The organism is Rhizobium sp. BK376, from assembly GCF_004341625.1.
Classification (GTDB): domain Bacteria; phylum Pseudomonadota; class Alphaproteobacteria; order Rhizobiales; family Rhizobiaceae; genus Rhizobium.
Genome location: NZ_SLZG01000011.1, coordinates 39,883 through 63,413 on the forward strand (window position 1 = coordinate 39,883; position 23,531 = coordinate 63,413).

Consider the following 23,531-nt stretch of genomic DNA (forward strand, 5'->3'; position numbering starts at 1 on the left):
TCGACACGCAATGCATGCCGCGATGCAGCGCGACATAGTCCCAAACACCCGGTGAGTCAAGGAAAGCGGGCGCCCAGCGGTCTTCCTGGGTTAAGGACACTGCAATTTTTTAGCTCATTTTGCGGCTGTTGCTCGTTTGCAACATACTGGAACGAGGGTAAATGCTTTCATGAAATTGAGGCAATGTTTAGCCGGCAGCGATCCTAATTGATGTAGCTGGCCAGTCTTGCGCCGGCGTTGACGAAATACATCGGATCGATTGGGCGACCGTTTTCGCGCACTTCGTAATGGAGATGGGTTCCCGTCGATCGGCCGGTGCTGCCGGCAAGGCCGATGGGGTCGCCGGCTTTCACTGTATCGCCAGCTTGCACGAGAAGTTGCTCCATATGGCCGTAGCGAGTGGATATTCCGTCCCCGTGGTCGATCTCCACCATATTGCCGTAGCCGTTGGCCCAGCCGGCGGACACGACCTTGCCAGGAGCCGTCGCCTTGACCTTTTCGCCGGGGCTGAAATGGAAATCGGTTCCGGTGTGCAGCGCCAGCTTGCCGAAGAAGGGGTCCTTGCGATTGCCGAAGGGGCTGGTGATCAGCTTGCCGGGCGCCGGATTGCGAAAGGGTAGGTCCTCGACCGTGGTTCGCATAGTGTCGAGGCGCGTCAGGGCCGTATCGAGATTATCCAGCGAATGGTCGAAGGCATCTTCGCTCTGCGGCGGGACATAGGGACCGCCGATGCCTTCATCGGCATCGCTCGCGACCTCGGCGCTTGCCGTTTCTACCGGAAGACTGACGCCAACGTGCTTGACGATGGTTTGGATCGCATCCGCTGTCTGCGAAGCGTCTGCCGTCAGCTTCTGAACGCGGCTCAACTGATCCTGCTCGATGCGTTTCAGCGACAGCGTGACCTTCGAGAATACGCGATCCGCCCGGTCGGCCACGGTCTCCGGGGCGGGAACGTAGGCGAGGGTGGAGTTGTCGGGCGTCGCATCGGCCGGATCGCCCTTGGAAAGGGCAGCTTCGATCGTCTGCGGGCTACCGCCGAGTTCGGCATGCTGGTCCTTTACGGAAGGTGCAGTCGGATCGCTCGGCTGATCCTTGCCCATCAAGCCGGAGCTTTCAGCGCGGTCGAGGAGGGCGTCGAGTTTGCCGTGCCGCTGCGACAGGGCCTGCTGCTGCTCCATCAGCTTGTCGACCTTGTCTTCGACGACTTGTTGGTCCAGCAATTGACGGGACGTCACGCGATCCACCTGCGCACGGAGCGCAGCTATGCGATCCTCATAGTCGTATTGCATGCGCGCCTGGCGCGCCATCGTGGCGCCGATCAGGTCATCACGCAAAACGAGGTAGGATGTGGCCAGCAGATAACCGATAGAAAAGAGACCGATGACGGAAACGCCAAGCGCTGCCATCCAGGGGCGGATGGTCATGTGGCGCACCTTGTCGCCACTCGCAAGAATGAGAACGTGATGCTGTGCCCGCTTGCCGAATATCCGGCTTTGATGTCCGCCGCTCACGGAGAATCTCCCAATCGATGCGTCTCAGCTCGTTTGGAGAATTACACATTATTAAGGTTAACAATTGCTTTCCGTGACGTAACGTGAGGCCGCCGTCTGCTACGACGACGTCAAGCACTGCTGGTTGCCGTCAGGGCGCGGTAGAAGGAGGGTGTCAGTCCGGCTTCGGCACGTGCAATATCGTTGAAAGGCGCCTTGAGCGGTCCTCTGAAATTCGCCCTTACGAGTTCCTGGAACGCCCTTACGGGATCACGCTTCTCCCGGGCGCAGAGGAAGCGAAACCATTTCGCACCAACCGCCACATGACCCTTCTCGTCGTTATAGATGACGTCGAGCACCGCGGCACTTTCCATGTCTCCGGTTTCGCGCATCTTGGCTTGCAGCGCCGGCGTGACGTCGAGCCCGCGAGCCTCGAGGATCAGCGGTACAACGGCGAGGCGGGCGGTCAGGTCGTTGCGGGTGGCGTGGGCAGCCTGCCAGAGCCCGTCATGCGCGGGCATATCGCCATAGTCGGCGCCGAGATCCCGCAATCTGTTGCGCACCATCCGAAAATGCTTGGCCTCCTCGAAGGCAACCTGCATCCAGCCGTCGAAGAAGGAATGCGGCACGGGTTCCGTTGCGAATCGCGCGACGATGTCGAGCGCAAGATCGACGGCGTTGAGTTCGATATGGGCAATCGCATGCAGCAGCGCGATGCGGCCCTTGAGCGTATGCAGTGAACGCTTCTCCACCAGCTTCGGCGGAATGAGGTCGGGCCTCTCCGGCCTTCCGGGCCGATCCGGCAGCGCTGGGTCGAGTGGCGAGCGAAGCGAAAGCCTCCTCTCGAACCAGCGCGTTGCCGATTCCTGCGCGATTGTGGTCTTGCGATCGAGATCCGCAGAACCGATCGCCTCTATGGCGCCACCGCGCAGGGAGATGATGATGCGTTCGGCTGCGGTCGATATGCTCTGCTCGTTAGTCTTCACAGCGCCCTGACCGCGTTCAGCACGTCTTCCGCATGGCCGTCGACCTTTACCTTCGGCCAGATCTTCTCAATTCGACCATCCTTGTCGAGCAGGAACGTCGTGCGCTCGACGCCCATGTACTTCCTGCCGTACATGCTCTTTTCCTTCCAGACGCCATAGGCCTCCAGCGTGGTCTTTTCCTCATCGGAGACGAGCAGCACCGAGAGATTGTGCTTCTTGACGAACTTGTCGTGGCTCTTGACGGAATCCGGCGACATGCCGATGACGACAGTGTCCGCGGCTGCAAACTCCGGCTCCAATTGCGTGAAGGCAATCGATTCTGCCGTGCAGCCCGTCGTGTCATCCTTGGGGTAGAAAAAGAGGACTACGGCCTTTCCCTCGAATTGAGAGAGGCTGACGCGTCCGCCACCGTCGCGGGGAAGATCGAAATCCGGTGCGTGGGCGCCAACTCCAAGTTCGGCCATGGGAAAACCTTTCTTTTGCCAGGTTTGTAGGTGACTATATGGGCCGTCGATATATAGTGTGCCTGTGCGTTGTCCATCGAGACGTAGCGTCACCCGCAAAATTCGAAAAGACAAAGGGGCGCAGGGAGTGATCCGGGGCGAAAAGGTAATTTTCCGAAAGAAGGATCTCGTCTCTCTCGACCAGCTTCCTTCTTCGCAGGTCGATGACCCCCTTATTGTCCATGCGCCTCGCCGTCGTCGCCGTTCGCATGCGGGTCACGCCACCAGGATCACCTGCGTCTTCATCATTTTCATCGGCATTATCCTTGCCGCGATCATCGGCACTATCGAAAGCGGCGCCTTTGACGAACCTCTGTCGCAGAAGGCGCAGGCGGCGCTCGATGCGGCGATCGGCCCGCGATACAAGGCCGAAGTCGGCTCCACCGTGGTTCGGTTTACGTCGGGGCTTCGGCTTGCGCTTGTAGCAAGCGACGTCAACATGATCGATCAGGAGAGCGGCAAGCATCTTTCGACGATGGGCGATCTCCGCCTCGTGCTCGATCCGCTTGCCCTCGTTCAGGGGCGCGTTGTGATCGCCGATGTCGAAGCAAAGGGTATTGCGCTCGACACGGCGCTTTTGCCGTCCAGCGACCCGGTCGATCTAACGAAACTGCGGGTAGACTCCATTCCCGAGGCGGTCGAGACGGCCTTTGCTGATCTCGATTTCCTACGCCATTTCGTCGAGCGGGGCGGCACCGAGGGGGTACAGATCTCGGACATGGCGCTTCAGCTTGCGCGGGAGGATGGAAGTCCGCCACTTTCGCTCGTGATCAACAGCCTTACATTTTCCCGTCCGTCACCCGATGCGCTTCAACTTGATGGCAAGGTTTCCGTCGATGGCGCCGTCGCAACGCTCCATGTCATGGCGCAGCAAGAGGGAGATAAGCCGTCCTCGCTGACGGCCACTCTCCGTCATCTCGACCTGACGCCACTGACCTTGGCGCGCGATTCCCTCAACCAGCCTCGACAGGGGATCAACAGCTTTGCCGACGTCACGCTTTCTGCCGTACGCGGGACAAGGGACGTAGCGCCGATCTTGACAGCATCTGTCAGCGTTCAGCCCGGTCTGCTCTATATGGACCGCGACCAGCAGAACATAAGCGGCGCCAACATCAACCTTGCCTATAATTCGGATCACCATACGCTGGAGATCAATCGGTCTGAGGCCCGTTTCGAGGCAACCACGATCCCGTTCTCGGGCGCGCTGATCGATCTTGACCGGATCGACCCGAACGCTCCGAAGGGGTATGGCATCGATTTCCTCATCAGCGACGCGACGGCCGCTGCAGCGAAATCGGGCGAAGCGCCGCTTTCCTTCAACGGACAGGCGAACGGGCGTTTCCTGTCTGACAGCAAGGAACTTGTGCTCGACAAGATCGGCATCAGCAGTCAGCTCGGCTCCCTGTTCGGGACCCTGCACATGCGCATCAGGCCGGGATCGCCGGAGATCAGCTTCGCCGCCCAGTCGACGACCATGCAGACGGCCATGATCAAGCAGCTCTGGCCGTTCTGGATGGCCTCCAAGCCGCGTGACTGGGTCGAGACCAATCTCTTCGGCGGAATGGTATCCAACGCCGTGATTTCGGTCTTTATCCCCGAGGGACGATTGGCCGCTGCTGCGGCGACCGGCAAGCTGCAACTCGGCGCGAATGAACTGCATATCGCTTTCGATATCGCCGAAACGCGCATGGATGTGCCCGGGGAAATACCGCCCATCCGCGATACGAAGGCGCATTTCGACCTGACGGGACCTGCCATGCAGGTCGATATTGCCAGCGGCACATCCTATTTTGCGTCAGGACGCTCCGTTACCCTGGGGCCCAGCACGTTTTCCATTCCCGCGACCTACGACAAACCTCTGATGGCGCAGCTCAAGCTCGCCATATCTGGCGCTGGCGATGCGATCGGGGAATTGCTGACCTACGAGCCACTGCGCGTCCTTCAGCGAACGGAATTCAAGCCCGAGGACTTCAACGGCAAGATCGATGCGCATGTGGACGCGACGATCGGGATCATCAAGGACCAGAATCCACCGCCGCCGGTCTGGAAGGCAACGCTGCAGCTTCAGAAGGTCGACGTGCTTAAACCGGTGGACGGGCGCAAGATCCTTGATCTCGACGGCACGATCAACGCCGACCCGCAACAGGTTCATCTGAATGCGAAGGCACAGATCGACGGCGTACCGGCACAGATCGATATGGTCGAGCCGACGGATAAATCGTCCACCGTCAAAAAAGCGCGCGTCATCACCGCCTCGCTGGACAACCAGCAGCGCGAGAAGCTGATTCCCGGCCTCTCCGATATCGTGGACGGTCCGATTTCGGTCGAACTGACGCGGATCGACGACAACAGGCAAGGTGTGAAGATCGACCTGACCAAGGCTGCGCTTACCGTGCCGTGGATCGGCTGGTCGAAGGGCAGCGGCATTGGCGCGACAGCAGCGTTCGAGGCTTCCGGACCGGGCGATCAGACATCGCTCAAAGGTTTCGACCTGCATGGTGACGGCTTTGGCGTCAAAGGCGACTTAGTCGTCGGAAAGAGCGGCCTTTCCTCGGCCGATTTCTCCAGCGTGAAATTGTCCGCCATCGACGATTTTGCCCTTTCGATCCGGCGCAGCAGGGGGAATTACGACATCACAGTCGCTGGCGATTCCGCGGATGCGCGTCCGATTCTCGCCAAGCTGAAGGCGTCCGCAAATGGTAAACGCGATGAAGACGGCGGATCCGTTGACGCGACCGTTCATGCCAAGCTCGACAAGATCGTCGGCTTCAACGATGAATCGATCGGCAATTTTACGGCGACCTATTCGACGTCGGGCGGCAAGACGACGGCCGCCGATATTTCGGGCGTGACACGCAGCGGCGAAGCCGTGGTCAGCGAAATGAGCAAAGGCGGCGCGAACGGCGGGGTCATCCATGTCACCAGCGGCGATGCCGGCGCCGTCGCAAGGTTTGTCGATCTCTACCAGCATATGAGAGGTGGCCTCCTGAACCTGAAACTTCAGGCGGCCGGAAGGAATGACTGGGACGGCACGATCGACATTCGCCATTTCTCGATCGTCAATGAAAAGAAACTGCAGTCGATCGTCTCGACACCAACCGGCAAAGACGGCCGAAGCCTCAATACCGCCGTCAAGCAGAACATCGATACCAGCTCGCAGAGCTTCCAGCGCAGCTCTGCCCGGCTGATCATTCGCGATGGGATCGTATCTGTCGAGGACGGTATCGTTCGCGGAGACCAGCTTGGCGCGGCATTCCAGGGAACGATCAAGGACCAGAAGGGCAATATCGACATGACCGGCACCTTCATGCCGGCCTACGGTCTCAACCGGCTCTTTGCCGAGGTTCCGATCGTCGGTTTCCTGCTTGGCAACGGCAACGATCGCGGTCTGATCGGCATCACCTTCAAGCTGACCGGCAATTTCGATTCGCCAAACCTGCAGATCAACCCTCTGTCGATCATCGCGCCGGGCGTATTCCGCCAGATATTCCAGTTCCAATAAAAAAGCCGGCTGAGATAGCCGGCTTTTGCAAAGGTTCAGCGTTGTTTCGTTCTCATGCCTCAGGGCGGATCAGAATGTGCTTCTTCTTGCCTAGCGAAAGCTTGATGACGCCATCGGCGGTCAGTTCGTCATTGCCGATCAGCCTGCGTTCGTCGCTGACGGCCTGATCGTTGATGCGGACGGCACCACCCTGAACATGACGGCGGGCCTCGCCGTTCGAACCGGCAAGGCCGGCGCGGACGATCAGGGACAGCAGGCCGATGCCGGAGTTGAGCTCCGAGGCGGGCACGTCGACCGAGGGAAGGTTGTCGGAAAGACCGCCTTCCTCGAAGGTCTTGCGTGCGGTCTCGGCGGCCTGTTCGGCTGCCTCGCGGCCATGCAGGATCGCGGTGACTTCCGTCGCCAGGATCTTCTTGACCTCGTTGATTTCCGAACCGCCAAGCGCAGAAAGGCGCGCGACCTCATCCATCGGAAGCGTCGTGTAGAGTTTGAGGAAGCGCGAAACATCGGCATCCTCGGTGTTGCGCCAGTACTGCCAGAAGTCATAGGCAGAGAGCATGTCGGCGTTCAGCCAGACCGCGCCTGACGCCGACTTGCCCATCTTGGCCCCCGACGACGTCGTCAGCAGCGGTGAGGTCAGCGCGAAAAGCTGCTTCGTCCCCATACGGTGACCGAGGTCGATGCCGTTGACGATGTTGCCCCACTGGTCCGAACCACCCATCTGAAGGCGGCAGTCGTAGCGCTTGGCCAGTTCGACGAAGTCGTAGGCCTGCAGGATCATGTAGTTGAATTCCAGGAAGGAGAGCGACTGCTCGCGATCCAGGCGCGTCTTGACGCTATCGAAGGACAGCATGCGGTTGACCGAGAAATGACGGCCGACATCGCGCAGGAATTCGAGGTAGTTCAGCGAGCGCAGCCATTCGGCGTTGTTGATCATCAACGCGTCCTTGGGGCCTTCGCCATAGGTCAGGTAATTGGAGAAGACGCGCTTGATCGAGGCGATGTTGCTTTCGATCGTATCGACCGTCATCAGCTGGCGGGATTCCTCCTTGAAGGAGGGGTCGCCGACCATGCCGGTGCCGCCGCCCATCAGGGAGACCGCACGGTGGCCGGTCGCCTGCATCCAGTGCAGCATCATGATCTGGATCAGCGAGCCGGCATGCAGGCTCGGCGCGGTCGGATCAAAGCCGATATAGGCTGTCACGGTTTCCTTGGCGAAGAGGTCGTCCAGCCCGGCTTCATCGGAAATCTGATGGATGAAGCCGCGCTCCTGGAGGGTGCGAAGGAAATCGGATTTGAATTCGGCCATAGCTTTTTCTCTTGAGCTTCGTCTCGGTCGGAGGACTGGGCGGTTTATTTACCGCTTGTTGAACCGTCGCGGCGCGTTTAGCACTGTTTTGAAAATCAGTCACCAGTTGGTTGCGATGCTTTTGACGCTGCCTTGCACGGCAAGGCGGCCAAGCGAATGATTTTTGCGGGAGGGAATATGTCAGCAGAGAACATCATTCTGGAAACGCCCCGTCTGGCGCTGGTCCGGTGGAATGCGGAGGACGTGTCGCTCGTCCACGAGCTGCACGCTGCCACCGAGATGGTGCGCTACTATTCCGACCCGACGCCATGGACCCGCGAAAAGGCGGCGGAGCGGATTAATTCCTGGTTCGACGAGGAGGCTCGTTTCGGTGTGGCGAAATACAAGTTGCTCGACCGCCACGACGGCCGCTTCCTCGGCCGTGCCGGCTTTTCGCCCTTCGGCGAACCTGTGGAATTCGAGCTGGGTTATGCGATCAGGCGAGATGCTTGGGGCAAGGGCTATGCGAGCGAAATCGCCGAAGGCTTGCGCGATTGGTTCTTCCGCAAGGGTATTGCCAACCACTTCATCGCCTTCACGCACCCGGAAAACCTTGCCTCGCAACGTGTGCTGACGAAAATCGGCATGCGGGACCGCATGCCGATTACGATTGATGGAATTACCTGTGCGACTTTCGAGTTCACCGCCGGTATGCGGTGAGCGGTTAGCGGATGCGCTTGGCAGCCGGCTCCGGCACCAGTTCGCCGTTGAGACGGCGGTCGAGATAATCCTCGCATTCGCCCATCAGCGTTTCGACTTGGCCGTTGAAGAAGTGGTTGGCGCCGGGAACGGTCCTGTGGGTAATCAGGATGCCCTTCTGGGTCTTCAGCTTCTCGACGAGGCCGTTGACGTCCTTTTCCGGTGCGACCTTATCGGCTTCGCCGTTGATGATCAGTCCGGAGGACGGGCAGGGTGCCAGGAACGAGAAGTCGTAGGTATTAGGCTGCGGCGCGATCGACATGAAGCCTTCGATCTCCGGACGGCGCATCAGCAGCTGCATGCCGATCCAGGCGCCGAAGGAATAGCCGGCGACCCAGCAGCTCTTGGAATCGGGATGCAGGCTCTGCACCCAGTCGAGCGCCGAAGCCGCATCCGACAATTCGCCGGCGCCGTGGTCGAATTCACCCTGGCTGCGGCCGATGCCGCGGAAATTAAAGCGCAGGGTGGTAAAGCCGCGCTTCTGGAACATATAGAAGAGCTGGTAGACGACCTGGTTGTTCATCGTGCCGCCGAACTGAGGGTGCGGGTGCAGGATGATGGCGATCGGTGCGCTTTTTTCCTTGGATGGCTGATAGCGGCCTTCAAGACGACCAGCGGGGCCGTTGAAAATGACTTCGGGCATCGGTACTCCGGCTCTTATTTTTTGCGTTCTTACCACGCACAACGCAGCAAGTTGACTTGACGAATGCGCTCATCTTTTCTAGAACGCAGTTTAGAACAATTCGAAACTTGGCATAGTCTTTCACGCGTCGTGGAACGTGTCATAAGGCAAGCCCGGCTGAAATTTCAAGAAAAATGAGCCGAGGCTGAAGAAGGCATCGCAACAGGAAGAAGATGACGGGCTCAAATCGCCTTTATCTTGACTGGAATGCGACCGCACCGCTCCATCCGGCGGCGCGGGAGGCGATGTTGCGCGCCATGGATCTTTTCGGGAATCCCAACTCGGTGCATGGCGAAGGCCGGGCAGTGCGTGCCGCGATCGAAGCAGCGCGCCGGCAAGTCGCCGCCCTGACGGGCGCAGAGCCTGCCCATGTGACCTTTACCAGCGGCGCTACTGAGGCGGCCAATATGGTGCTGACGCCGGAATTCCGGATGGGTCGCACGCCGCTTGCTGTCGGCCATCTCTATATTTCCGCGATCGAGCATCCTGCACTACGGGAAGGCGGTCGCTTCGCCAAGGACCGCGTCAGCGAAATCCCGGTTACCTCGGAAGGAATCGTCGATCTCGGCGCCCTGGAAAGGCTGCTGTCGGCCCATGACAAGGCAAACGGTCTGCCGATGGTCGCCGTCATGCTTGCCAATAACGAGACGGGCATCATCCAGCCGGTTTCAGCGGCTGCGAAGGTTACTCAGGCGCATGGCGGACTTTTCGTTGTCGACGCCGTGCAGGCTGCCGGACGTGTTCCGCTTGATATCAATGAGATCGGTGCGGATTTCATGATCGTCTCGTCGCATAAGATCGGCGGCCCCAAGGGGGCGGGCGCGCTTGTGTCGCGCGGCGAGATCCTGATGCCGAAGCCGCTCATCCATGGCGGTGGCCAGGAAAAAGGTCACCGGTCGGGGACGGAAAATTCGCTGGCCGTCATCGGATTCGGCGCTGCCGCTGCGGCTGCCGTTGCGGAATTCGAGTCGCGCAATACGACCATTACCGGTCTCAGGGAGCGTCTCGAAGCCGGGATGCACCAAGTAGCGCCCGATGTCATCATCCATGGTGCCGACGGCTCACGCGTGCCGAACACCTGCTTTTTCACATTGCCGGGGCTGAAGGCGGAGACCGGGCAGATCGCTTTCGATCTTGAGGGCGTCGCTCTGTCGGCGGGCTCCGCCTGTTCGTCCGGCAAGGTCGGTGAAAGCCACGTGCTTGTGGCCATGGGCTGCGATCCCAAGCTGGGAGCGCTGCGCATTTCGCTCGGTTTTGCGACGACGGAAGAGGACATCGACCGCGCCATATCGGCTTTCGCCAGGATTGCCGGCCGCCGCAAAGCGGCGGGGCAGGCGGCGTAATGCTTTGGAAATTTGCGGAAAGGCAACTTTCCGCTTGCCAAGCGGGCTGAAAAGTCCCCTTTGGCCCACTACATAAGGGCAAACACAAGTTTGCCTAAACGTTGACAAGCTGCCGGACCTTGTATCCGGCGAGATTGGAGAACGACATGCCTGCCGTCCAGGAAACGGTCGATCGCGTCAAGCAGATCGACGTGGACCAATACAAGTATGGTTTTGAAACCGTCATCGAAATGGACAAGGCACCCAAGGGCCTGTCCGAAGATATCATCCGCTTCATTTCCGCCAAGAAGCAGGAGCCGGACTGGATGCTGGAATGGCGTCTGGGCGCCTATCGCCGCTGGCTGACCATGGACGAGCCGACCTGGGCGCGCGTCGACTATCCCAAGATCGACTTCAACGACATATATTACTATGCCGCGCCGAAGAGTACGCCAGGCCCCAAGTCGCTCGACGAAGTCGATCCGGAAATCCTCAAGGTTTACGAGAAGCTCGGTATCCCGCTCAAGGAGCAGGAAATTCTCGCCGGCGTCGATAAGCCGAAGATTGCGGTCGATGCCGTGTTCGACAGCGTATCCGTCGTCACGACCTTCAAGGAAGAGTTGAAGAAGGCCGGCGTGATCTTCATGTCGATTTCGGAAGCCATCCGCGAGCATCCTGAGCTGGTCCGGAAGTATCTCGGTTCCGTCGTTCCGACGACCGACAACTACTATGCAACGCTGAATTCCGCTGTCTTCACCGACGGCTCCTTCGTCTTTGTGCCGAAGGGCGTTCGCTGCCCGATGGAATTGTCGACCTATTTTCGCATCAACGAGAAGAACACCGGCCAGTTCGAGCGTACGCTGATCATCGCGGAAGAGGGCGCCTATGTCTCCTACCTCGAAGGCTGCACAGCACCGCAGCGCGACGAGAACCAGCTTCACGCTGCGGTCGTCGAACTCGTTGCCCTTGATGACGCCGAAATCAAGTATTCGACCGTTCAGAACTGGTATCCGGGCGATGCACAGGGCAAGGGCGGCATCTACAACTTCGTGACCAAGCGCGGCGATTGCCGCGGCGACCGTTCGAAGATTTCCTGGACGCAGGTCGAAACCGGTTCGGCGATCACCTGGAAGTATCCGTCCTGCATCCTGCGCGGTGACGACTCCAGGGGCGAGTTCTACTCGATCGCCGTTTCCAACGGCCATCAGCAGATCGATAGCGGCACCAAGATGATCCATCTCGGCAAGAATACGTCGAGCCGTATCGTCTCCAAGGGCATCGCTGCCGGCGTTTCGCAGAACACCTATCGCGGCCAGGTCTCGACCCACCGCAAGGCAACGAACGCCCGCAATTTCACCCAGTGCGACTCGCTGCTGATCGGTGACAAGTGCGGCGCGCATACCGTGCCCTACATCGAGGCGAAGAACTCGACCGCACAATTCGAGCACGAGGCGACAACGTCGAAGATCTCGGAAGACCAGCTGTTCTACTGCCTGCAGCGCGGCATCCCGACGGAAGCGGCGATCGCGCTGATCGTCAACGGCTTCGTCAAGGAAGTCCTTCAGGAACTGCCGATGGAGTTTGCCGTCGAGGCGCAGAAGCTGATCAGCATCTCGCTGGAAGGCTCAGTGGGGTAATGACGCCGGCCCGAACGATAATCCTCTTTCGGCCTGTGGGCCTGGAGGAATTGGAGCTCGTGAAGGCAAGTGGCTGGAAGGCCTTTCCGCCCCGCTTGCCGGATCAGCCGATCTTTTACCCCGTGACGAATGAGGGCTATGCCGCTCAAATCGCCCGGGATTGGAATACGAAGACCGGATCGCGGCACGGCTATGTAACGCGCTTTGAAGTGGATGCGGACTATGCCGCCCGTTTTGATCGGAAGATCGTTGGCGGACGGGAACATGAGGAACTTTGGGTGCCGGCGGAAGAACTCGATGAGTTCAATCGCCATATCGTTGGATCGATAGAGGTTACCCAAAAATTCCTGCCAGTAGACTGAACGAAGCCGGTAGGCACGCTTTAATGGCTTACGCGACACGCGAGCCAATACGCTAGGAAGTAACAAGATGCTTGAAATCAAGAACCTGCATGCCCGCATCGCCGAAGATGGCACCGAGATCATCCGTGGTCTGAACCTCACCGTGAAGGCCGGCGAAGTGGCTGCGATCATGGGTCCGAACGGCTCCGGCAAGTCGACGCTCTCCTACATCCTCTCCGGCCGCGAAGACTACGAAGTGACGGACGGCGATATCCTTTACAATGGCGAGAGCATTCTTGAACTCGACGCTGCACAGCGTGCCGCCAAGGGCATCTTCCTTGCCTTCCAGTATCCGGTCGAAATTCCCGGCGTTGCCACCATGCAGTTCCTGAAAGTTGCCATGAACGAGCAGCGCAAGGCGCGCGGCGAGGCCGAGTTGACCACGCCTGATTTCATGCGTCGCGTGAAGGATGCAGCGGGCAAGCTGCACATCAATACCGAGATGTTGAAGCGTCCGCTGAATGTCGGCTTTTCCGGCGGTGAAAAGAAGCGTGCCGAAATCCTGCAGATGGCGCTGCTGGAGCCGCAGCTTTGCGTGCTCGACGAAACCGATTCCGGCCTCGACATCGATGCACTGAAGATCGTGGCCGATGGCGTCAACGCGCTGCGTTCGCCCGACCGCGCCGTCGTCGTCATCACCCACTACCAGCGCCTTCTCGACTACATCGTCCCTGATACCGTTCACGTCCTCTACAAGGGCCAGATCATCAAGTCAGGCGACAAGACGCTGGCGCATGAGCTGGAAGCCAACGGCTATGCCGACATCATCGGTGCGGCAGCCTGATCGAGGCGGAAAGGAATGGGCTCATGAATATGCAAACGACGAGCCGTTTGACCGCTGCTGAGACGGCGCTGATTGAAGCTTTCAATAACCAGTTCGGCGAACTGCCGGGCAATGGCGACGTGGTCGCCGTGCGCGACCGTCTTCTCGACGATCTCAAGACTTCGGGCCTGCCGACGCGTCGCGTCGAGGCTTGGCACTATACCGACCTGAAAAACCTTCTGCGCAGCGTACCGCCTGAAAAGCGCGACGGCAGCAAGGAGCTTCCGCCTGTGGTCGAAGGTTCCGATCTCCTGGCAGTTATTCAGGGGCAGACGTCGCGGGCTTCCGTGAAGGGTCTGACTGTTCGTCAATATGCAGAGGATCTCGTGGACGGCGCTGCTGCAGGGGCTCTCGAAGCGCTTGGCAACGACGATGCCATCGGCCGCATCAACGGCAGCTTCGTGCGCGACGGTTACATTATCGAGATTCCGGAAGGCGCGGAACTCGAGTCTCCTCTCGAAATCCAGTTCGCCCATGCGGGCGGGCAGCTCCATACGCGCCTGCCGGTCATGATCGGTGGCAGCGTCAAAGCGACCATCGTTGAGCGTCACCAGGCGGTGACGGGCGACGCTGCGCTCGTGTCTGCGGTGAGCGACGTTACGATCGGCGATGGCGCCGAGGTGACATGGATTATCCTGCAGCAGCAGGGCAGCGACGATACGCATCTCGGCCAGATCCGGCTCGATCTCGGTGCGGACGTGAAGCTGAAGCTGTTCGTGATCAACGCCGGCGGCAAGCTGGTGCGTCAGGAACTGCATATAAAGGCAAGCGGCGAGGGCTCGGAGCTTGTCATCCGCGGCGTCAATCTGCTCGGCGGCGATACGCACACCGATGTCACGATGGTTCTTGGCCACAATGTGCCGAATACGACCTCGACGGAAGTGTTCCGCAATGTTGTCTTCGATCGCGCCCGCGGTGTTTTCCAGGGCATGATCCGGGTTGCCCCGGACGCGCAGAAGACCGATGCCAAGATGTCATGCAATACGCTGCTGATGTCCGACGACGCCGAGTTCTCGGCCAAGCCGGAGCTCGAGATCTTCGCCGACGACGTTCAGTGTGGCCATGGCGCGACAGTTGCCGATATCGACGAAAACCATCTCTACTATCTGATGGCGCGCGGTATCCCCAAGAACAAGGCGCGAGCGATGCTGGTCAACGCCTTCGTTGCCGAGATCGTCGAAGAACTCGATGACGAGTCCCTGGTCGAGGCGCTGGAAGGCATCATCTCGACCTGGCTCGAAAAGCACGCCTGATAGGATTGATCTGATGGACAAGATAGTTTCAGCGACGGCCTACGACGTCGAAGCCATTCGCAAGGATTTTCCGATCCTTGCGACCAAGGTCCATGGCAAGCCGCTGGTCTATCTCGACAACGGCGCATCGGCCCAGAAGCCGCAGGTGGTGATCGACGCGATCTCGAACGCTTATTCACATGAATATGCCAACGTCCATCGCGGCCTTCACTATCTCTCGAACACCGCTACCGAGGCCTATGAAGCGGCGCGCGAAAAGGTTCGCCGCTTCCTGAATGCGCCTTCCGTCGACGATATCATCTTCACCAAGAACTCCACGGAAGCGATCAACACCGTCGCTTATGGCTGGGGCATGCCCAATATCGGCGAGGGCGACGAGATCGTCGTCTCGATCATGGAGCATCACTCCAATATCGTGCCGTGGCACTTCATCCGCGAGCGGCAGGGCGCCAAGCTGGTCTGGGTGCCGGTGGATGACGAAGGTGCGTTCCACATCGAGGATTTCGAGAAGAGCCTGACGGAACGCACCAAGCTCGTCGCCATCACCCACATGTCGAATGCGCTCGGCACTATCGTTCCGGTCAAGGAAGTCTGCCGCATAGCCCATGAGCGCGGCATTCCCGTCCTGATCGACGGTTCGCAAGGTGCCGTGCATCTGCCGGTCGACGTGCAGGATATCGACTGCGATTGGTACGTCATGACCGGCCACAAGCTCTACGGTCCGTCGGGCATCGGCGTCCTTTACGGCAAGAAGGATCGCCTGAAGGCGATGCGGCCCTTCCAGGGTGGCGGTGAGATGATCTTCGACGTAACGGAAGACATCGTCACTTACAATGATCCGCCGCATCGCTTCGAGGCCGGCACGCCGCCGATCGTCCAGGCGATCGGGCTCGGTTTCGCGCTCGACTACATGGATGCGGTCGGACGGGAACGGATCGCTGCCCACGAGGCCGATCTGACCAACTATGCCCGCGAGCGTCTGCGTGCTGTCAACTCGCTGCGCGTCTTCGGGGATGCGCCCGGCAAGGGCGGCATCTTTTCGTTCGAACTGGCCGGTATCCACGCTCATGACGTGTCGATGGTCATCGATCGTCAGGGTGTTGCGGTTCGCGCGGGTACGCATTGCGCGCAGCCGCTCTTGAAACGCTTCGGTGTCACCTCCACATGCCGTGCATCGTTCGGGATGTATAATACGCGTGCCGAAGTCGACGCCTTGGCTGATGCGCTGGAACATGCGCGCAAGTTCTTTGCTTGAGGAATTCGCAATGAGTCTTGATGAAAGCGAACAGAAAATCGACGTGCGCGAAGGGATCGTGCATTCCAGCATCCCGGCAGAGGAACTGGCGCGCTTGAGCGACGACGTCATTTCGGCGCTGAAGACAGTCTATGATCCGGAAATTCCGGCTGACATTTTCGAACTCGGTCTGGTCTACAAGATCGACATCGAAGACGACCGCATGGTGAAGATCATGATGACCCTGACGGCGCCCGGTTGCCCCGTTGCCGGCGAAATGCCGGGTTGGGTAGAGAACGCCGTCGGCGCCGTTGAAGGTGTCTCCGGTGTCGAGGTCGAAATGACCTTCGATCCGCCGTGGACGCCCGACCGCATGTCGGAAGAGGCGCAGGTGGCTGTCGGCTGGTATTGATCCGTTTACCGGCTGGCACTAAATTTGATTCATGAAGCACCGGATCTTGACCCCGGTTGCCGAAGGAGACCAAGCCCATGGGCTTTGCAGTAATGACAATGACCGACACGGCTGCCACCCGCGTAAAGGCGATCGTCGAGAATTCCGGGCCTGATGCCAAGGGGGTTCGCGTCGGCATCAAGAAGGGTGGCTGCGCCGGGATGGAATATACCATCGACCTGGTGACGGAGCCCAATGCCAAGGACGACCTGATCGAGCTCGACGGCGCAAAGGTCTGGGTCGAACCATCCGCTGTTCTTTACCTGCTTGGCACCCAGATGGGTTTCGAGACGACTACGCTGCGGTCGGGCTTTACCTTCACCAATCCGAATCAGACGTCTGCTTGCGGCTGCGGTGAATCGGTTGAACTGAAACCTGCCGATCTCGCAGCGCTGGCTGCGCAGCGCCAAGCTGAAACCGCGGCAAGCCACTAGTCAGCATTGGCTGTGGCGGCGTCGCGGACGGATTTATTCCAGTTGCGTCAATCTTGTCGCTGGACCGGAAATTATTGCTCCGCTAAATAACTGCACAAGTTGCTCATTCGACATCAATGAGCAAAATTCGGTCGGCCGGTTCTGTTTTCATGACAACGTTACAAGGCCTGTTCAAAACCCATGGGGAACCCTGGGGAAGGGAATTGGCTGGGCAATGATTCTGTTGCTTTTGAAGGGGGCTTTGCTCGGCGCAATCATTACTGCGCCGCCGGGTCCGATCGGTACACTCTGCATCAACCGAGCGCTTGACCGAGGATTCTGGGCCGGCTTTTCTGTCGGGCTCGGAACTGCGTTGGGAGACTCAACCTACGCTCTCGTTGCGGTCGCGGGGCTCGCGATGTTCGCAAAGGCACTTGCCACGGTAACGATTCCCCTGGCGATCAGCGGCGGTCTGCTCCTTCTTTGGCTGGGCTGGCAACGTCTCTCCGCGCAGCCGGTCCAGGCTGCCGATATCAGGGCAAGGGATTTCCTGCGGACCACCTTCGCGACGTTTTTTCTGACAATATCAAATCCGGCGACAATCCTGTCTTTCGGCGCCCTGTTTGCCGGCTTCGGTCTGGCGCAGGAGACGGGAGCCACAAGCGCCACGCTCATTCTTGCCGGCGTGTTTGCTGGCTCGCTTCTCTGGTGGTTCGCACTGAGCGGCGTGGTCAGCCTTGCGCGCGATCGGCTGTCGGATCAGTTCACGGCAGGCTTCGGGCGGGCCTCAGGTTATCTGCTGATCCTGTTCGGTTGCCTGGCAATCGGATCGTCAGGCTATTCGCTTCTGGCTTGAATAAACGTTTGCGCCCAACAATCAGGCGGCAGTCTTGTCGCCGGCGTGACCATTCCCGGGCTCCGAACGGAGCTTCAGTCCCAGCGCCTTCATGACCTTGAGGATCGTTGCAAATTCCGGGTTTCTGTCGCCACTCAGGGCCCGATAGAGCGCGGAACGACTCATGCCGACATCCCGTGCAAGCTGGCTCATGCTGCTTGCGCGCGCGACCATGCCCAATGCCTTGGTGATGGACATCGCATCTTCGGTCTCGAAGGCCGCCCTTATATATTCCTCGATCGTTTGTCCACTTTCCAGAAAATCGCCATCGTCGACGATTGATGTACCCGGCGCCATTTCAAAATCCCTTCCTTAAAATCCAATCCCCCACAATATGCGTTTCGGTCTCGTGGAGACCATGACCGGTTGCCAGCACATGACTGCTGACATCCGCACCCGATTTCTTGAATTGCTCTTCCACCAGACGCGCATCCTCCGGCGCGCGCCGATCGTCGCTGTCTCCAGCAACAATCAGGATGCCTACTTCGGGCATCGGTGGAAAATCGTCGTCCGGCGCCGGCGATAGAGGCCGTAGCAGGACGGCACCCGCAGCAAGGGCATGCTGCCGATACAGGATCGAGGAAGCCATGATGGCTCCATTCGAATAACCAATAAGAAGAGGCTGCGTCGAAATAAGACCTGTCCGAATCGCCGCCTCTATGAACGAACAGATGCGATTTGTCTGAAGCTGCAAATCCTCATAGACAAGCGTCCGATCCGGATTGCGACAAAAGAACGCAAAGCCACTTTCCCACTCGACGCCACCGCGAAGGAAAATGCATGGACGCTGCGGCGCGATCTCGTCGGCAAAACTCATCAGGTCCAGCTCACTGCCGCTGCTGCCGTGAAACAGCAACAATGGCCGAGCATCGGCCTCGCTGCGTTTTGCAGCGTAGTGCAAGCCTTCAAGTTCTGGCATGAGGAATCCCAATCGCGCCAAAGGGTTGGGCTTCGGAATAAATCCGTTTTATAACGGCTTTATGTCCGTTTTCTCCAAAAGCACGAATTGATGCTCGGCCATTGGAAAAACTTTTTTTCGCTTTATTCGTTTCGACAACTTATCAATTTTTGTCTTATTTTATGCCCGTCATGGCTGTATTTTCCGACCGTAGCTGAGGCGAAATCCATGTCGCATTTAGGCGGACGCCCAGACTTTGGCCTGGGCGTCCGATTTCATGGCAATGTCCTGCTTACTCTGCCGCCTCGGCGTAGCTTTCCACCGGAGGGCAGGTGCAGATCAGGTTGCGGTCCCCGTAGACATTGTCGACGCGGTTGACGGGCGACCAGTACTTGTCGACCCGGAATGCGCCGGGCGGGAAGCAGGCCTGCTCGCGGCTGTAGGGACGATCCCACTCGCCGACGAGGTCCTCGACGGTGTGCGGAGCGTTCTTCAGCGGGTTGTTGGCCTTGTCGGAGCGGCCTTCCTCAATGTCGCGGGCTTCCTGACGGATCGCCAGCATCGCCTCGCAGAAGCGATCGAGTTCGGCCTTGGTTTCCGATTCCGTCGGCTCGATCATCAGCGTGCCGGCGACCGGCCAGCTCATGGTCGGCGCATGGAAGCCGCAATCGATCAAGCGCTTGGCGACGTCATCGACGGTCACGCCGGCGCTTTCGACCAGCGGGCGGGTGTCGATGATGCATTCATGCGCCACGCGTCCTGTCTTCGACTTGTAGAGGACGTCGTAAGCGCCTTTCAGGCGGGCAGCGATATAGTTCGCATTGAGGATCGCCACCTTGGTCGCCTGCGTCAGTCCTTCGCCGCCCATCATGAGGCAGTAGCTCCAGGAGATCGGCAGGATCGAGGCCGAGCCGAAAGCCGCTGCAGATACCGCGCCGGAGCGCCCATCGGTTTCCGGATGGCCGGGCAGGTAGGGTGCGAGGTGCGATTTGACGCCGATCGGGCCCATGCCGGGACCGCCGCCGCCATGCGGGATGCAGAAGGTCTTGTGCAGGTTGAGGTGGGAGACGTCGGAGCCGATGTCACCGGGGCGGGACAGGCCCACCATGGCGTTCATGTTGGCGCCGTCGAGATAGACCTGGCCGCCGTGCTTGTGTACGAGATCGCAGATCTCCTTCACCGTTTCCTCGAACACGCCGTGGGTCGAGGGATAGGTGATCATGCAGCAGGAGAGGTTTTCCGAGTGCTGCTCGGCCTTGGCGCGGAAGTCGTCGAGGTCGATATCGCCGTTTTCGCGGACCTTCACGACCACGACCTTCATGCCGACCATCTGGGCGGAGGCCGGATTGGTGCCGTGCGCTGAGGTCGGGATCAAGCAGACGTCGCGGTGACCGTTGCCATTGGCGATGTGATAGTTGCGGATGGTCAGCAGGCCCGCATATTCACCCTGCGCACCGGAATTGGGCTGCATGGAGAAGGCGTCGTAGCCTGTGACAGCGCAGAGCTTTTCCGTCAGGTCGTCGATCATCTCGCGATAACCGAGCGCCTGATCGGCCGGCACATAGGGATGGATGTCCGAGAATTCCGGCCAGGTGATCGGCAGCATTTCGGCTGTCGCGTTCAGCTTCATCGTGCAGGAGCCGAGCGGGATCATCGAGCGGTCGAGCGCCAGGTCGCGATCGGAGAGCCGGCGGATATAGCGGGTCATCTCGCTTTCAGCGCGGTTCATATGGAAGATCGGATGCGTCAGGTAATCGCTGGTGCGCAGCAGGGTCTTCGGCAGACGATAGCCTGGCTCGAAATCGGCGAGCTTGAAGTTGCCGCCGAATGCACGCCAGACAGCTTCCAGCGTTGCTGGGCGCGTACGCTCGTCAAGGCTCATCGCGATCTTGGTTTCGCCGACCTTGCGCAGGTTGACGCCCTCGGCGACAGCCGCGCGCATGATCAAGCCCTGCATGTGGCCGACATCGACCGTGATCGTGTCAAAGAAGGTTTCCGGCTCGACCTTGTAGCCGAGCTTTTCCAGCCCCTTCGCCATCAATACGGCCTTCTGGTGGACCTGCTGGGCGATTGCCTTGATACCCTTGGGACCATGGAAGACGGCGTACATGGAGGCCATGACGGCGAGCAGCACCTGGGCGGTGCATATGTTCGACGTCGCCTTTTCGCGGCGGATATGCTGTTCGCGCGTCTGCAACGACAGGCGATATGCGCGGTTGCCGCGGGCATCGACGGAGACGCCGACGAGGCGGCCCGGCATGGAACGCTTGTGCGCGTCCTTGACCGACATGAAGGCCGCATGAGGGCCGCCATAGCCGACCGGCACGCCGAAGCGCTGGGACGAACCGATTGCGATGTCTGCGCCCATTTCGCCCGGAGACTTCAGAAGCGTGAGGGCAAGCAGGTCGGCGGCGATGATGGCGATGGCACCGGTCTGGTGCAGGCGCGCGCAGAGGCCGGTGAAATCATGTACGTGGCCGTGTGTGCCGGGATACTGGAAGATCGCACCGAAGACATCGACAGGATCGAGATCGGTAAAGGGATTGCCGACGACGACCGTCCAGCCGAGCGGTTCGGCGCGGGTCCGGATCAGGGCAATCGTCTGCGGATGGCAATCGGCGTCGACGAAGAAGGCCTTGGCCTTGGACTTCGAGACACGCTCGGCCATCGCCATGGCTTCCGCGGCAGCCGTCGCCTCGTCAAGCAGCGAGGCATTGGCGACGTCGAGCCCGGTCAGGTCACAGACCATTGTCTGGTAGTTGAGGAGCGCTTCGAGGCGACCCTGGCTGATCTCGGGCTGGTAGGGTGTGTAGGCCGTGTACCAGGCGGGGTTTTCAAGGATGTTGCGCTGGATGACCGGCGGGGTGATCGTGCCGTAGTAGCCCTGGCCGATCAGCGAGACGAGAACCTTGTTCTTGTTGGCGGTCTCGCGCAGCTTGTCGAGCGCCTCGCGCTCCGTCATCGGCGCGCCCCAGACGAGGGGCGCTTTCTGGCGGATGGATGGCGGCAGGGTCGCGTCGATCAGGCCGTCGAGGCTGTTATAGCCGATAACTCCAAGCATATCGCTCATTTCGGACGGCGAAGGACCGATATGGCGCCTGTTGGCAAAGTCGTAGGGCTGGTAGTCGGTAAACGTAAACTCGGTCGGCGTATTCATCAGGCGGTGAGCTCCTTGTAGGCCGCTTCATCCAGCAGGCCATCGGCGTCGGAGACGGTTTTCAGCTTCAATTTGAAGAACCAGCCAGCGCCCATCGGATCGGAATTGACGAGGGCCGGATCGGCAACGATCGCCGGATTGACCTCGGTGATTTCGCCATCGAGCGGACAATAGACGTCGGAGGCTGCCTTGACGGATTCGACGGTCGCTGCGTTATCGTTCTTGGAGAAGCTGGCGCCGACTTCCGGGAGTTCGACGAAGACGAGATCGCCGAGCTGCTCCACGGCGTAGGTCGTGATGCCGACCGTTGCGACGTCACCTTCGATGTTCAGCCATTCATGTTCTTCGGTAAATTTCAGCATGGATTATCCCTCTCTTTAAATTGACTGTCAGCGTTTGTAGGTCGGGGTGATGAAGGGCAGGGCGCTTACGGTCACGGGCAGATATCTGCCGCGGACTTCGGCGTAGATCCGGGTGCCCACCGCGGCGTGGGACGGCGGGACATAGCCCATGGCCACGGGTCCCTCGACGCTCGGGCCGAAGCCGCCTGAGGTCACTTCGCCGATCTCGTCCTTGCCCTGGTCATCGGCATAGAGCTTGGCATGGTCACGAACGGGCGCCTTGCCTTCCGGTTTCAGGCCTACGCGGCGGCGCGTGGTGCCATCCTGGAGTTCGGCGAGAATGCGCGATGCGCCGGGAAAACCGCCGGCGCGAGCGCCCGCGTTGCGGCGCGCCTTCTGTATCGCCCATTCCAGCCCGGCTTCGATCGGCGAGGTCGTCGTATCGATATCGTTGCCATAGAGGCATAGCCCGGCTTCGAGGCGCAGGCTGTCGCGGGCACCGAGGCCGATCGGCTGGACGTCGGGATGTTCCAGCAGGCGGTTGGCTATATCCTCGGCATATTTGCCGGGGATGGAAATTTCAAAACCGTCCTCGCCGGAATAGCCGGAACGGGAGACCACACAGGAAACGTCGTGCAGCCGGCAGTGGCGGGCATCCATGAATTTCATCGCTGCGACATCGGCCCATAGCTCCGCGAGCACGGAGACGGCGCGGGGGCCTTGCAATGCGACAAGCGCGCGGTCTTCCAGCGGCATGATCTCGCAGCGATCCCCAAGGTGTTTTTCGAGATGTGCGAAATCGGCGTCCTTGCAGGCGGCGTTGACGACGACGAAGAGATAGTCGTCGATATGGGTGATCATCAGATCATCCAGGATGCCGCCGTTCTCATCGGTGAAGAAGCCGTAGCGCTGCCGTGCCTCGGGTAGGCCGAGAATATCGACAGGTACGATGCTTTCGAGAGCAAGGGCAGCGTCTTCAAACTTGCCCGATTTGGCGCGAATGATGACCTGGCCCATATGGGACACGTCGAACAGGCCGGCAGAAGTGCGGGTCTGGAGATGCTCCTTCATGACGCCGAGCGGATATTGCACCGGCATGTCGTATCCGGCGAAGGGCACCATGCGGGCGCCGAGCGACAGATGAAGGGCGTGAAGGGGCGTTTTCTTTAGGGCAGCGGTCTCGTCCAAATGACGCCTCCGGGGTTTGCGCTTGTTAAAAAAGCGCGGGCTCAAAATTCCGGCGCAGATGCATTGCGCCCTTGTCGTGAGCCCCCTCTGTCCCTTTGCCTGAGATTGTTATCCCTTCGGCGAACGCTTTTGGCGCTTCTCTCCAGAGTTCCGTCTGCCCGCTGCTGGTCCTTTTGCCTGAGAGTTTCCGGGGCGGTTGCTCCTTCGGCACCGGCTCCTCACCGGATTCTCCCAACAGGGTCATCCGCCATTATCTGGCAGGCGCCAAGCTTGGCAAGGGCAAATGTCGTCGCCAAGCAAATTTCTGT

At 59.7% G+C, this 23,531-nt stretch carries 21 protein-coding genes and 1 riboswitch; of the genes, 11 read left to right on the forward strand and 10 right to left on the reverse strand.

Annotated elements, in window-relative coordinates; translation table 11 throughout:
• Positions 1–203: 203 nt before the first annotated feature.
• The 3 genes from EV561_RS22780 to EV561_RS22790 form a co-directional block, all read right to left on the reverse strand.
• Entirely contained in the window at positions 204–1,511 is a 1,308-nt protein-coding gene (locus EV561_RS22780; protein ID WP_132524713.1) for a M23 family metallopeptidase, read from the reverse strand.
• Positions 1,512–1,621: 110 nt separating this feature from the next.
• A complete protein-coding gene (locus tag EV561_RS22785; RefSeq protein ID WP_245512848.1) occupies positions 1,622–2,476 on the reverse strand; it encodes a ferritin-like domain-containing protein in 855 nt (284 codons plus the stop codon).
• On the reverse strand, positions 2,473–2,940 hold the full coding sequence (locus tag EV561_RS22790) for a peroxiredoxin (protein ID WP_132524715.1): 468 nt from the start codon (positions 2,938–2,940) through the stop codon (positions 2,473–2,475). The genes EV561_RS22785 and EV561_RS22790 overlap by 4 nt, the downstream gene beginning before the upstream one ends.
• 127 nt (positions 2,941–3,067) lie before the next feature.
• Between EV561_RS22790 and EV561_RS22795 the strand changes: the two genes are divergently transcribed.
• Positions 3,068–6,481: an AsmA-like C-terminal domain-containing protein gene (locus EV561_RS22795; protein WP_132524717.1), complete on the forward strand. Its 3,414-nt coding sequence runs from the start codon at positions 3,068–3,070 to the stop codon at positions 6,479–6,481.
• A 52-nt stretch (positions 6,482–6,533) separates the two neighbouring features.
• Here EV561_RS22795 and tyrS read toward each other — a convergent pair whose 3' ends face one another.
• Complete coding sequence (gene tyrS, locus EV561_RS22800; RefSeq protein ID WP_132524719.1) at positions 6,534–7,790, reverse strand: tyrosine--tRNA ligase; 1,257 nt, start codon at positions 7,788–7,790, stop codon at positions 6,534–6,536.
• Between the two features lie 177 nt (positions 7,791–7,967).
• Between tyrS and EV561_RS22805 the strand changes: the two genes are divergently transcribed.
• Positions 7,968–8,489: a GNAT family N-acetyltransferase gene (locus tag EV561_RS22805; protein WP_207910573.1), complete on the forward strand. Its 522-nt coding sequence runs from the start codon at positions 7,968–7,970 to the stop codon at positions 8,487–8,489.
• Between the two features lie 4 nt (positions 8,490–8,493).
• On the opposite strand, the gene EV561_RS22810 is transcribed toward EV561_RS22805, so the two are convergent.
• Positions 8,494–9,171: an alpha/beta hydrolase gene (locus EV561_RS22810; RefSeq protein ID WP_132524721.1), complete on the reverse strand. Its 678-nt coding sequence runs from the start codon at positions 9,169–9,171 to the stop codon at positions 8,494–8,496.
• 212 nt (positions 9,172–9,383) lie between these two features.
• Here EV561_RS22810 and EV561_RS22815 point away from each other — a divergent pair, with 212 nt between their 5' ends.
• The 9 genes from EV561_RS22815 (at position 9,384) to EV561_RS22855 (ending at position 17,600) form a co-directional block, all read left to right on the forward strand.
• Complete coding sequence (locus EV561_RS22815; protein WP_132524723.1) at positions 9,384–10,553, forward strand: cysteine desulfurase family protein; 1,170 nt, start codon at positions 9,384–9,386, stop codon at positions 10,551–10,553.
• Between the two features lie 146 nt (positions 10,554–10,699).
• A complete protein-coding gene (gene sufB / locus EV561_RS22820) occupies positions 10,700–12,169 on the forward strand; it encodes a Fe-S cluster assembly protein SufB (RefSeq protein ID WP_132524725.1) in 1,470 nt (489 codons plus the stop codon).
• A gap of 59 nt (positions 12,170–12,228) precedes the next feature.
• Positions 12,229–12,531 carry a hypothetical protein gene (locus tag EV561_RS22825; protein WP_348633750.1) on the forward strand — a complete coding sequence of 101 codons (303 nt, stop codon included), beginning with the start codon at positions 12,229–12,231 and terminating at the stop codon, positions 12,529–12,531.
• A 67-nt stretch (positions 12,532–12,598) separates the two neighbouring features.
• Positions 12,599–13,354 (forward strand): Fe-S cluster assembly ATPase SufC, encoded by a 756-nt coding sequence (gene sufC / locus EV561_RS22830; RefSeq protein ID WP_132524729.1) that lies wholly within the window; start codon positions 12,599–12,601, stop codon positions 13,352–13,354.
• Positions 13,355–13,377: 23 nt separating this feature from the next.
• Positions 13,378–14,646, forward strand: coding sequence for a Fe-S cluster assembly protein SufD (gene sufD / locus EV561_RS22835; protein WP_132524731.1), 1,269 nt, complete (start codon positions 13,378–13,380; stop codon positions 14,644–14,646).
• A gap of 13 nt (positions 14,647–14,659) precedes the next feature.
• Complete coding sequence (locus tag EV561_RS22840; protein ID WP_132524733.1) at positions 14,660–15,901, forward strand: cysteine desulfurase; 1,242 nt, start codon at positions 14,660–14,662, stop codon at positions 15,899–15,901.
• A gap of 10 nt (positions 15,902–15,911) precedes the next feature.
• The gene (locus EV561_RS22845; protein WP_132524735.1) at positions 15,912–16,292 is read left to right on the forward strand and encodes an SUF system Fe-S cluster assembly protein; all 381 of its coding nucleotides are present in this window, start codon (positions 15,912–15,914) and stop codon (positions 16,290–16,292) included.
• Between the two features lie 77 nt (positions 16,293–16,369).
• Positions 16,370–16,765, forward strand: coding sequence for a Fe-S cluster assembly scaffold SufA (gene sufA / locus EV561_RS22850; RefSeq protein WP_132524737.1), 396 nt, complete (start codon positions 16,370–16,372; stop codon positions 16,763–16,765).
• Positions 16,766–16,979: 214 nt separating this feature from the next.
• Positions 16,980–17,600: a LysE family transporter gene (locus tag EV561_RS22855; RefSeq protein ID WP_132524739.1), complete on the forward strand. Its 621-nt coding sequence runs from the start codon at positions 16,980–16,982 to the stop codon at positions 17,598–17,600.
• Between the two features lie 21 nt (positions 17,601–17,621).
• Here the strand turns inward: EV561_RS22855 and EV561_RS22860 are convergent, their stop codons facing one another.
• The 5 genes from EV561_RS22860 to gcvT all read right to left on the reverse strand — a co-directional run bounded on the left by EV561_RS22860 (position 17,622) and on the right by gcvT (position 23,223).
• Positions 17,622–17,936, reverse strand: coding sequence for an addiction module antidote protein (locus EV561_RS22860; RefSeq protein ID WP_132524741.1), 315 nt, complete (start codon positions 17,934–17,936; stop codon positions 17,622–17,624).
• Between the two features lies 1 nt (position 17,937).
• Positions 17,938–18,558, reverse strand: a complete 621-nt coding sequence (locus EV561_RS22865) for an esterase (protein ID WP_132524743.1) — start codon at positions 18,556–18,558, stop codon at positions 17,938–17,940.
• A gap of 271 nt (positions 18,559–18,829) precedes the next feature.
• Positions 18,830–21,694, reverse strand: a complete 2,865-nt coding sequence (gene gcvP / locus EV561_RS22870) for an aminomethyl-transferring glycine dehydrogenase (protein ID WP_132524745.1) — start codon at positions 21,692–21,694, stop codon at positions 18,830–18,832.
• The gene (gcvH, locus tag EV561_RS22875; RefSeq protein ID WP_132524747.1) at positions 21,694–22,056 is read right to left on the reverse strand and encodes a glycine cleavage system protein GcvH; all 363 of its coding nucleotides are present in this window, start codon (positions 22,054–22,056) and stop codon (positions 21,694–21,696) included. The genes gcvP and gcvH overlap by 1 nt, the downstream gene beginning before the upstream one ends.
• A 27-nt stretch (positions 22,057–22,083) precedes the next feature.
• Positions 22,084–23,223: a glycine cleavage system aminomethyltransferase GcvT gene (gcvT, locus tag EV561_RS22880; RefSeq protein WP_132524749.1), complete on the reverse strand. Its 1,140-nt coding sequence runs from the start codon at positions 23,221–23,223 to the stop codon at positions 22,084–22,086.
• Positions 23,224–23,378: 155 nt separating this feature from the next.
• A riboswitch (glycine riboswitch) is annotated at positions 23,379–23,467 on the reverse strand.
• Positions 23,468–23,531 lie beyond the last annotated feature (64 nt).

Coding starts and splice junctions, on each gene's coding strand:
- EV561_RS22790 (WP_132524715.1), bottom strand. CDS start 2,940: ATGGCCGAACTTGGAGTTGGCGCCCACGCACCGGATTTCGATCTTCCC.
- tyrS (WP_132524719.1), bottom strand. CDS start 7,790: ATGGCCGAATTCAAATCCGATTTCCTTCGCACCCTCCAGGAGCGCGGC.
- EV561_RS22805 (WP_207910573.1), top strand. CDS start 7,968: ATGTCAGCAGAGAACATCATTCTGGAAACGCCCCGTCTGGCGCTGGTC.
- EV561_RS22810 (WP_132524721.1), bottom strand. CDS start 9,171: ATGCCCGAAGTCATTTTCAACGGCCCCGCTGGTCGTCTTGAAGGCCGC.
- EV561_RS22815 (WP_132524723.1), top strand. CDS start 9,384: ATGACGGGCTCAAATCGCCTTTATCTTGACTGGAATGCGACCGCACCG.
- sufB (WP_132524725.1), top strand. CDS start 10,700: ATGCCTGCCGTCCAGGAAACGGTCGATCGCGTCAAGCAGATCGACGTG.
- sufC (WP_132524729.1), top strand. CDS start 12,599: ATGCTTGAAATCAAGAACCTGCATGCCCGCATCGCCGAAGATGGCACC.
- sufD (WP_132524731.1), top strand. CDS start 13,378: ATGAATATGCAAACGACGAGCCGTTTGACCGCTGCTGAGACGGCGCTG.
- EV561_RS22840 (WP_132524733.1), top strand. CDS start 14,660: ATGGACAAGATAGTTTCAGCGACGGCCTACGACGTCGAAGCCATTCGC.
- EV561_RS22845 (WP_132524735.1), top strand. CDS start 15,912: ATGAGTCTTGATGAAAGCGAACAGAAAATCGACGTGCGCGAAGGGATC.
- sufA (WP_132524737.1), top strand. CDS start 16,370: ATGGGCTTTGCAGTAATGACAATGACCGACACGGCTGCCACCCGCGTA.
- EV561_RS22855 (WP_132524739.1), top strand. CDS start 16,980: ATGATTCTGTTGCTTTTGAAGGGGGCTTTGCTCGGCGCAATCATTACT.
- EV561_RS22860 (WP_132524741.1), bottom strand. CDS start 17,936: ATGGCGCCGGGTACATCAATCGTCGACGATGGCGATTTTCTGGAAAGT.
- EV561_RS22865 (WP_132524743.1), bottom strand. CDS start 18,558: ATGCCAGAACTTGAAGGCTTGCACTACGCTGCAAAACGCAGCGAGGCC.
- gcvP (WP_132524745.1), bottom strand. CDS start 21,694: ATGAATACGCCGACCGAGTTTACGTTTACCGACTACCAGCCCTACGAC.
- gcvH (WP_132524747.1), bottom strand. CDS start 22,056: ATGCTGAAATTTACCGAAGAACATGAATGGCTGAACATCGAAGGTGAC.